Origin of the sequence: Paraburkholderia sp. (genome assembly GCF_035656215.1) — a bacterium.
Classification (GTDB): domain Bacteria; phylum Pseudomonadota; class Gammaproteobacteria; order Burkholderiales; family Burkholderiaceae; genus Paraburkholderia.
This window is the reverse complement of the sequence record NZ_DASRSY010000402.1, coordinates 1-8,679: the sequence shown is the minus strand read 5'-3', so window position 1 is coordinate 8,679 and position 8,679 is coordinate 1. Positions and strand designations below refer to the sequence as shown.

Sequence of the window (8,679 nt, the reverse complement as noted above, 5' to 3'; positions counted from 1 at the left end):
ACCGGCACGCGCCACTCGAAATGCTCACCGAGAAAAAACGCATTCGGCCACAGGCACACACGGCCGATCGACCAGAGCGGATCGTTTTCGTCCGCGTCGCCGCGCAGTCGCTTGTAGATAAACCCGTAATCGAATTCATCGAAATCGAGCTGTTTATGAGCGGGCGAGTACGGGCCTGTCTGTCCATTCAGGCGTGCGGTCCAGTTGTTGTGCATCCATTCGAAATGGATTGGATCGATCGAGTTCTCCTGGCATTGCAGCCAGTTGCACGGCACCTCGGAGATCACGATTTGCACGAAGCCGTTCTTCCAGGAGAACGGCTCCCAGTTCGGCACGAGCGGCGCAGGTTGCGGCCCAAGGTACGCCCACAGCAGACCCGCCTTCTCCTCTACCGGATACGCCTTGATTTTCACACGCTCTTTCAGCTTCAACTGCGGATTCGCAACGTCTTCATACGGCTGCTCCGTGCATTTTCCGCCCTGATCGTAGAGCCAACCGTGATAGTTGCAACGCAGTCCGCACTTTTCGACGAAACCATAGGCGAGATCGGCGCGGCGATGCGGACACTGGCGATCGATCAGTCCGAAATTGCCGCTCAGGTCCTTGTACAGCACGAGATCTTCACCGAGCAGGCGCACCGGCTTGACGGCCACTTCGTCAAACTCGCTTACGCCGGCAATCGGCATCCAGTAACGGCGCAGCAGTTCGCCCATTGGCTCGCCGGGCCCGACCTTCGTCAAGAGTTCGTTCTTCGCTTGGGACAGCATTCTTCAAGTCTCCATTGTTATCGCTCGGCCGATGCGTCGGACACACAAACGCTTCGGCAGCCTCGGCCGGCCGTCATCCCTGTCGCTTCCACAATCGATCTAATGATAATACACATTATACATTAATGAATGTATTCATCTGTCGATCAGCTTCCGTTCCGCGCTTGCCGGCGCTGTTTCGATAATATATATTACACATTGAAGCGTGCGCAACAGAATTTGCGTCTGCGCGGCGAGACAACTCCGGACGAGTCAACATGAAGAAGGCTATGGATACGCTACAGGTGCAACTTCGCGCGATCAGATACGAGGCGCCCACCATCAATACGTATGAATTTCACGCACTTGATGGCTCGCCGCTGCCAGGCTTCACAGCCGGCGCTCACATCGATCTTCATTTGCCCAATGGGATGATCCGCAGCTATTCGCTTTGCAATTCTCCGGAGGACACGTACCGCTATGTGATCGGCGTGAATCGCGATCCGTCGAGCCGTGGCGGCTCATCCTGGGTACACGAGACGCTGCGCGTCGGCGCCGTGCTAACGATCAGCGCGCCCGCCAATAATTTTCCGCTGGTCGAGGACGCCGCGCATACGGTGCTCATCGCGGGAGGAATCGGTATCACGCCGCTCATGGGCATGATTCAGCGCCTGGAAGCGCTGGAGCAGTCGTGGGAGCTGCACTACTGCACGCGAACCCGTGAGGCGACCGCATTCTTCGGCGCGTTGCGTCAATACGGCTCGCGGGTACAGTTTCATCACGACGGCGAACCGGGTGGAAAGCGGCTTGAATTCGCCACGGTATTGACGCAGCACGACGAGCGCACGCATTTCTATTGCTGTGGCCCGGCGGCCATGCTGAATGCATTCGAAGCAACGGCTGCGAACTGTGGCAGCGGCGCACGTTTTCATGTCGAGTATTTCGCCGCAGGCGAGGCGCCCGCAACTTCTGGCGGTTTTAACGTGCAGCTCGCACGCTCAGGGCGCCTGATTCAAGTGAGCGCCGGCAAGACGATTCTCGATGCACTGATCGACGAAGGTGTCGATGTCAGTTATTCCTGCTCACAGGGTGTGTGCGGTACTTGTGAAACGCGTGTGCTCTCGGGCGTGCCGGACCATCGCGATATGGTGCTGACAAAGGGCGAACAGGAGGCCAACCGGTCGATGATGATTTGCTGCTCGGGCAGCAAAAGCAAGTGCCTGGTGCTCGATTTGTGACCGGTGGATAGTCCGCGTGCACATGCTAACTGTATAACCGTATGATTATTCAACGGCTATGCTAACATCGCGATCAGTCTTTCGGGGTCGCACCACGCCTCTCGTGCGTGCGGCTTCGGTTCACCCGTTGCAACGCTCAGGTCCGGAGATCCGAATTGAAAAAAGGTACTGTCGAAACTACGCCGCTGTGGGAACCGGTGCAGACGGAAACCTTATCCTGGCGCATCGTTTCACAAGTGCGCGCAGCCGTCTTTTCCGGTCAGATCAAGACGGGAGATTTCCTCGGCAGTGAAACGTCGCTGTCCGCCCAATTCAACGTGAGCCGCATGGCTGCTCGCGACGCATTGCGCACGCTCGAAGCAGTCGGCATCGTGGAGATCCGCATGGGCGCGAAAGGCGGCGCATGGATTGCGCAGGGCAATCCGGAGCGCTTCGCGGACGCGCTGGCCATTCAATTGCATCTGATCGGCGTCACCGGCGAAGAAATCTTCGACGCGCAAATGGCGATTGAAGTCACGTCGGCAGAACTTGCGGCGCAAAACGCCACCGAGGAAGACCTCAAGAAACTGAGCGGGATCCTGGCCGAACTCGACAAACTGCGCGACGACCCGCTTGCGTTCACGGATGCCTCGCTGCGCTTTCATGAAGCGATTGTGGAGTCGTCGCACAACCGGGTGCTGCTCGCGCAATTCCGCGCGCTGCGTTTTGTGTTGCAACCGCTACTCGCGCCGAACACCACGCATGCGATCGCCGCACGCGTGATCCGCTCGCACAAGTCGGTGCTGAATGCGATCGAAGCGCGAGACGGCGTCAAGGCACGCGAAATCATGCAGCAACGGGTGAAAGTGATCCGTTCGCGTGTGTTGTCAGGCACCGCCGCTCAACACGCGGCAGACGACGAATAAATTTCGTCCGTCACCTTCCAGAAATATGGCGATGTAATGATGCTGCTTCGTACCCGCCCCTGCGGCTCGAGAAATTGCAGCCGGATGCGCTGCAGTCCGACACCGCCCGGGCGGGCACGCCTCAAGCTAAGCCTTGCATCGAATCATGATGCCGGGTTTAGCCCTTCGCGGGACGCCCCGTCTTCACCGTCTCGAGCGACGACACCGCGGCAAGCAGGCGCTGCGGCGCGGCCGACTCCAGCATCATCAACCCCGCTCGCAATAGCTCGCTCTTCTTGACCGACACGCCGGCGTCGAGGCACTTCTGCCTGAGAGCCGCAATCCGGTCGTAATCTGATTTCGGCATCGTGAAGCTGTCGCGCACGACTTTCTCTTTCTTCGGCTGCTTGGCTTTTTTTGCTTCGGGAGCGCTGACCGGTGCGGCTTCCGCGGTTGTCGAACCCTTCGCTTTGGCTGCCCTCTTAACGGCCGGTGCCGCTTCCGCAGGTGCCGAGTGCTTCGCTTGTCGCTTCCCTGCTCGATCCCTGACATGTCTATTCCGCCATTTACTCAATCATACTAATTAAATTGATTTCAGCCCGTGCGAGAGCGCCACGCCTTGCGCAACAAAAACAGCTCCGGCGGTCCGAACAGGATGCGAAAAAAACCGGTTGCGAAAAATTTTGATGAGGCCGGCCAACAGCGCGCGCAGCCAGCCTGGGCGATTCACGGCAGTCGCATGAGCACGATCGCGCAGCACAAACACGCCGTCTGAAAAGCCACTTCCGATGCCAACCCCACCTACCCATCCGTACCGGACACCATCCCGAAAACCGTATAGGTACTGTACCGGCATGGTTCGCTAGAATGCTCCAACGGTCGTATCGACTGACACCGGAGCCACCCATGTCTTACCTCAGCCTCAGCGCGCTGCCCGCCGGCATCCTGTTCGCGCTCGTCACCACCATCACGCCCGGCCCGAACAACACCATGCTGCTGGCCTCGGGCGTCAACTTCGGCTTTCGCCGCACGCTGCCGCATCTTTCCGGCATCAGCGCCGGGGTCGTGCTGTTGATGCTCTCGGTCGGGATTGGTCTGGGCGAAGCCTTTGTGCATTTTCCCGTGCTGTACACGGTGCTCGAAGTCGCGAGCGTCGCGTACCTGCTGTATCTCGCGTGGAAAATCGGCACGTCGGGTGAACTGAAGGTCAAGAAAGGCGATCGCCGGCCCATGAAGTTTCATGAAGCCATCGCCTTCCAGTGGGTCAATCCGAAAGCGTGGATGATGGTGCTGACCGCCGCAACGACGATCCACCTCAGCCAGAGCACCAGCATGAACGCGGTCGCGATGGCGGTGATCTTCTACGTGATCGGTTTTCCGTGCATCTGCCTGTGGGCCGGTTTCGGCACCGCGATGCGGCGCGTGCTGTCGGACCCGAAGCGGTTGCGCATTTTCAATGTGGCGATGGCGCTGCTGCTGGTGCTCTCGCTGTATCCGATCGCGCTGAAGCTGCTCGGCCATTCAGCCTAAGCATAAGCTTGAGTGCAGCTAGATCGCGCCCTGCCCGACTCGCTCGATGAAGCGCCATAACGCGTCGTCGGTCGAGTACGGCGCGTTGAAACGGAACCAGGCGCTCGGCGCATCGTCGGGACGGAAATAGGAGCCGGGTGCGAGCCAGATGCCGTGCGTGAGCGCCGCCGTCGCCACTTCGCCGGCACGCTCGGCTTCGATCGGCAGGCGCGCCCACAGAAACAGGCCGGCTCGCGGCCGGTGAAACAGTTCAAGGCCAAGCGAATCGAGCCGCTCTTCGACGGTCGCATGCGCGAGCTTGAGCCGCTCATTCACGGCTTCCACGTGACGCGCATAGCGCCCTTCGAGCAACACCTTGTCGACGATCCGCTCGATCGCTTCCGACGAGGTCAATCCCACCGCCATCTTCGTGCGCGCCAGTTCGCGCAACACCGCCCGCTCGGCGACCACATAGCCGCAGCGCAGCCCCGGCGTCACCGTCTTCGAAAAACCGCCAACGTAAAGCACGCGCTGCAAGCCTTCCATGGCGGCGAACAAAGGCGCGCCGGACGGTGCCAGTTCCCGGCTGACGTCGTCTTCGATCACCCACATGCGCTGACGCTCGGCGATCTGCAGCAGACGGAACGCCGCCGACATGCCGAAGGTCGCGCCAGTCGGATTCTGTAGCGTGGTGTTGACGAAAATCGCCTTCGGCTTGTGCTGCGCGACCAGCGCTTCGAGCACGTCCGTATCGACACCGGCCGGCGTGCGCGGCACGCCATGCACCACCAGCCCCGCCAGCTTGAGAATCTGCAGCAGATTGCAATAACCCGGATCTTCGACGATCACGGCGTCGCCCGCGCGCAACAGCGTCCGGACGATCAGATCAAGCCCTTGGGTCGCGCCTTGCGTAAGCAGCACGTTGGAGACGTCCACCGGCAAACCGCGCCGGTCGAGTTGCTCGGCAATCCGCTCGCGCAACGGCGCGAAGCCATACGGATGCCCGTAGTCGCCGAGACGCGCCGCCGGCACCCGGCTCATCGCACGCAGCGCATGCTGCAAACCCGTCTCGTTGATCCACTCGTTCGGCAGCCAGCCGCCGCCCGCCTTGATCGGCACCGAATGGTCGGCGAACACGTCGGACAGCAGCCAGGTCGCCGTCAGGCTCGGCGGTTGCCAGTCGGTCGGGGCGACCCTGGCGGACTGCGCGCGCGCCGCCACGCGATAACCGGAACCGCGCCGCGCCACCACGAGACCCATTGAAACAAGACGGTTGTACGCCTCGGTGACCGTGAAGGTGCTCAGTTCGTGGCTTTGCGCTAGCGCCCGCACCGACGGCAGCAGCGCGCCGGCGCGCAGCGACTGCGCCTCGATGGCGCGCTCGAAGCCTTGCACGACCTGCTCGACGAGCGTGGGAGCGGCACGTCGGTCGCGCTCAAGTTGTAGTTCGATCATGATCCGGGCTGAAAGGCCGGTCTCGACGGCCGGCTAAGTTGCCAAATAGATGAAGCTGGCGAGGCATGCGCCAGTTAAAGCGCCGAATTGCGTCACCGCGTGATCGACACAGTTATCGCCATTTCACCAACACAGTTAGCACCACACTGCGTCAACTGTTTATGCCGCCATTAAACCGCGGACGCTACAGTTTCGCTACCACTTCGAGGAGAAAACCATGACTTCGCGCCCCGTCATCGACGACCTGTCGTCTTTCTGGATGCCCTTCACCGCCAACCGCCAGTTCAAGGCCGCGCCGCGCCTGCTGGAATCGGCCAAGGGTATGTACTACCGCACGACGGACGGGCGTGAAGTGCTCGACGGCTGCGCGGGCCTCTGGTGCGTGAACGCCGGCCACGGCCGCGACGAAATCGTCGCCGCGATCACCGAGCAACTCTCGACGCTCGATTTCGCGCCGACTTTCCAGATGGGTCACCCGCTGGCATTCGAAGCGGCCACGAAAGTCGCCGAACTGATGCCAAACGGCCTCGACCGCATCTTCTTCACGAACTCCGGCTCGGAATCGGTCGACACCGCCCTGAAAATCGCGCTGGCGTACCACCGTTCGCGCGGCGAAGGCCAGCGCACGCGTCTGATTGGCCGCGAGCGCGGCTATCACGGCGTGGGCTTCGGCGGCATTTCGGTCGGCGGTATCGCGCCGAACCGCAAGACCTTCTCCGGTGCGCTGCTGCCGGCGGTCGATCACCTGCCGCACACGCATAACCTCGAACACAACGCGTTTTCGAAAGGCCAGCCCGCCTGGGGCGCGCATCTCGCCGACGAACTCGAGCGCATCGTCACGCTGCACGATGCCTCGACGATCGCCGCGGTAATCGTTGAACCGGTGGCCGGTTCAACGGGCGTGCTGATTCCGCCGCAAGGCTACCTGCAAAAGCTGCGCGAGATTTGCACGAAGCACGGCATCCTGCTGATTTTCGACGAAGTGATTACCGCTTTCGGCCGCATCGGCAAGGCGACGGCGAGCGAATACTTCGGCGTGACGCCGGACCTCATCACAATGGCCAAGGCGATCAACAATGCCGCGATCCCGATGGGCGCAGTGGCCGCGAGCCGCACGATCCACGACACGATCGTCAACGGTGGCGCACAGGGCGCGATCGAACTGTTCCACGGCTATACGTATTCGGCCCACCCGGCCGCAGCGGCTGCCGCGGTCGCCACGCTCGACCTGTATCGCCGCGAAGGCCTGTTCGAGCGCGCGGCGACGATGGCGCCGAAGTTCGAAGCCGCCGCTCACTCGCTGCGCAACGCGAAGCACGTGAAGGACGTTCGCAACCTCGGCATGATTGCCGGCGTCGAACTCGAATCGCGCGACGGTGCGCCGGGCGCGCGTGCTTACGAAGCGTTCGTGAAGTGCTTCGAGGCGGGCGTGCTGGTGCGCTTTACCGGGGACATCCTCGCGTTTTCGCCGCCGCTCATCATCGACGAGGAGCAGATCGCGCATATCTTCAAGACGGTGGGCGACGTCCTGGCAACGGTGCAGTAAAAAGCAGGAAAGGCGGCGGCGCTTATGTGTATCGGTTGCTTGCGCCGCCGTCCGTCGAGCGCGCGCCGTTAGTGATGCGCGCGCGAAGCTCTTGTGAGCGCGGCCTTTTTTGCTGCAGCCGAGCGGCCTGAAGCCCCCTTCGTCGCGGCGGCCTTCTTCGCTGCTGCCGAACGGCTGGCGGCCGGACGTTTGGCCGCTGCCGACTTCGTCTGCTTCGACAAAGCCTTGTGCGATGCACCTGCGCTGCTTTCACGTTTCAATGCATTGGTTACCGCACGCGAGCGCTTAGCCGTCGACTCGCTGCTCGTACTCTTCTTTGCCGAGCTCTTGTGCTGGCCTGCGGCCTTGTCCTTCTCCGCTTTCTTGCGGGTTGCCTCACTGGCGGAGCCCTTCTTCGGCGACTTCACGGCGACACCTGCGCGACGCGCTTCCGACAGGCCGATTGCAATCGCCTGCTTGGCCGACCTGACGCCGTGCTTGCCGGCGCGCACCTTATCGACCTGTTCCTTGACGAATTCTCCGGCCTGGGTACTCGATGCCTTGCCGGCGCGTTTGTCGGCTTGGGCACGCTTGATGGTTTTCTGTTCGGGCATGACAGTCCTCCGGTTAGAAGTTGGCGTTTGAAGTGCAGCAACGCGTGTGCCGGGGCTGTTCTCTCGCTGATGGCGAACGTGCCGGGATGGGCCGTCTGACAGAGATGGCCGCGCTTTTATCGCGGGGAGGGTTCGCGTGGGCATTCGCGTGGGCATTCGTGGGCGTTCGCCGAAGCGCCGCACACAGCGTGGTGAAATCTCAGGGAAGCTCGTTGCGGCGCAGCGAAACTTCAGGAAATTGCCCGACAAGGCTCGCGCCGGGGACCTGGACGGCGTATGGTGATAGCGAGGGTTGGCGCCGTGGTCCGACCCGACGGGAGACGTCCTTGACATTCTCCCCTACCTGAAGGCCGAGGTTTCCTGGAGACGTCCATGAAGATACCTACCGTTCGCGCAGGCGCGCATATCGAAGGCGTGCATTGGATTGCCGAGTACGCCGAAGACGTTCACGAGATTCGCGTGTTTCGTGAGGGCCAGGAAGTGGATGTGCATAATGCGCCGTCCACGTTGTTTGGCGATGAGGAAAATTCGGGGTCTAAAAGTACGGCGGATCACCGCGCGGTGGAGGCCGCCGTGCTGGCTTATTTGAAGCGGTTTGTTATTGAGCACGATGCTGAGGAATAGGCTTGTTTGCTTTGCCGTCCGCAATTTTTTGTACGCCCACGGCGTTAGCCGCCGCAAGCGTACAGACAAAAAACGCCGCTAAGG

10 protein-coding genes are annotated in these 8,679 nt (G+C 61.4%); 5 read left to right on the top strand and 5 right to left on the bottom strand.

All coding sequences use genetic code 11. The features are described from left to right. A partial coding sequence (locus VFE81_RS23585; protein WP_325046897.1) for a Rieske 2Fe-2S domain-containing protein occupies positions 1–767 on the bottom strand: 767 nt, incomplete at its 3' end. 257 nt (positions 768–1,024) lie between these two features. Here VFE81_RS23585 and VFE81_RS23580 point away from each other — a divergent pair. Then, positions 1,025–1,984, top strand: a complete 960-nt coding sequence (locus tag VFE81_RS23580) for a PDR/VanB family oxidoreductase (protein ID WP_325046896.1) — start codon at positions 1,025–1,027, stop codon at positions 1,982–1,984. A 155-nt stretch (positions 1,985–2,139) separates the two neighbouring features. Continuing rightward, positions 2,140–2,889 (top strand): FadR/GntR family transcriptional regulator, encoded by a 750-nt coding sequence (locus VFE81_RS23575; RefSeq protein ID WP_325046895.1) that lies wholly within the window; start codon positions 2,140–2,142, stop codon positions 2,887–2,889. Between the two features lie 157 nt (positions 2,890–3,046). On the opposite strand, the gene VFE81_RS29025 is transcribed toward VFE81_RS23575, so the two are convergent. Beyond that, positions 3,047–3,442, bottom strand: coding sequence for a hypothetical protein (locus VFE81_RS29025; protein WP_414695644.1), 396 nt, complete (start codon positions 3,440–3,442; stop codon positions 3,047–3,049). Positions 3,443–3,451: 9 nt separating this feature from the next. Further along, positions 3,452–3,724: a hypothetical protein gene (locus VFE81_RS23565; RefSeq protein ID WP_325046894.1), complete on the bottom strand. Its 273-nt coding sequence runs from the start codon at positions 3,722–3,724 to the stop codon at positions 3,452–3,454. 50 nt (positions 3,725–3,774) lie between these two features. Here VFE81_RS23565 and VFE81_RS23560 point away from each other — a divergent pair, with 50 nt between their 5' ends. Further along, the gene (locus tag VFE81_RS23560) at positions 3,775–4,398 is read left to right on the top strand and encodes a LysE family translocator (protein WP_325046893.1); all 624 of its coding nucleotides are present in this window, start codon (positions 3,775–3,777) and stop codon (positions 4,396–4,398) included. Positions 4,399–4,416: 18 nt separating this feature from the next. Here VFE81_RS23560 and VFE81_RS23555 read toward each other — a convergent pair whose 3' ends face one another. After that, complete coding sequence (locus tag VFE81_RS23555; protein WP_325046892.1) at positions 4,417–5,832, bottom strand: PLP-dependent aminotransferase family protein; 1,416 nt, start codon at positions 5,830–5,832, stop codon at positions 4,417–4,419. 217 nt (positions 5,833–6,049) lie between these two features. Between VFE81_RS23555 and VFE81_RS23550 the strand changes: the two genes are divergently transcribed. Then, a complete protein-coding gene (locus VFE81_RS23550; protein WP_325046891.1) occupies positions 6,050–7,378 on the top strand; it encodes an aspartate aminotransferase family protein in 1,329 nt (442 codons plus the stop codon). A gap of 68 nt (positions 7,379–7,446) precedes the next feature. Here the strand turns inward: VFE81_RS23550 and VFE81_RS23545 are convergent, their stop codons facing one another. Continuing rightward, the gene (locus tag VFE81_RS23545) at positions 7,447–7,971 is read right to left on the bottom strand and encodes a DUF6496 domain-containing protein (protein WP_325046890.1); all 525 of its coding nucleotides are present in this window, start codon (positions 7,969–7,971) and stop codon (positions 7,447–7,449) included. A 372-nt stretch (positions 7,972–8,343) separates the two neighbouring features. Here VFE81_RS23545 and VFE81_RS23540 point away from each other — a divergent pair, with 372 nt between their 5' ends. Beyond that, entirely contained in the window at positions 8,344–8,595 is a 252-nt protein-coding gene (locus tag VFE81_RS23540) for a hypothetical protein (protein WP_325046889.1), read from the top strand. Positions 8,596–8,679: the final 84 nt, after the last annotated feature.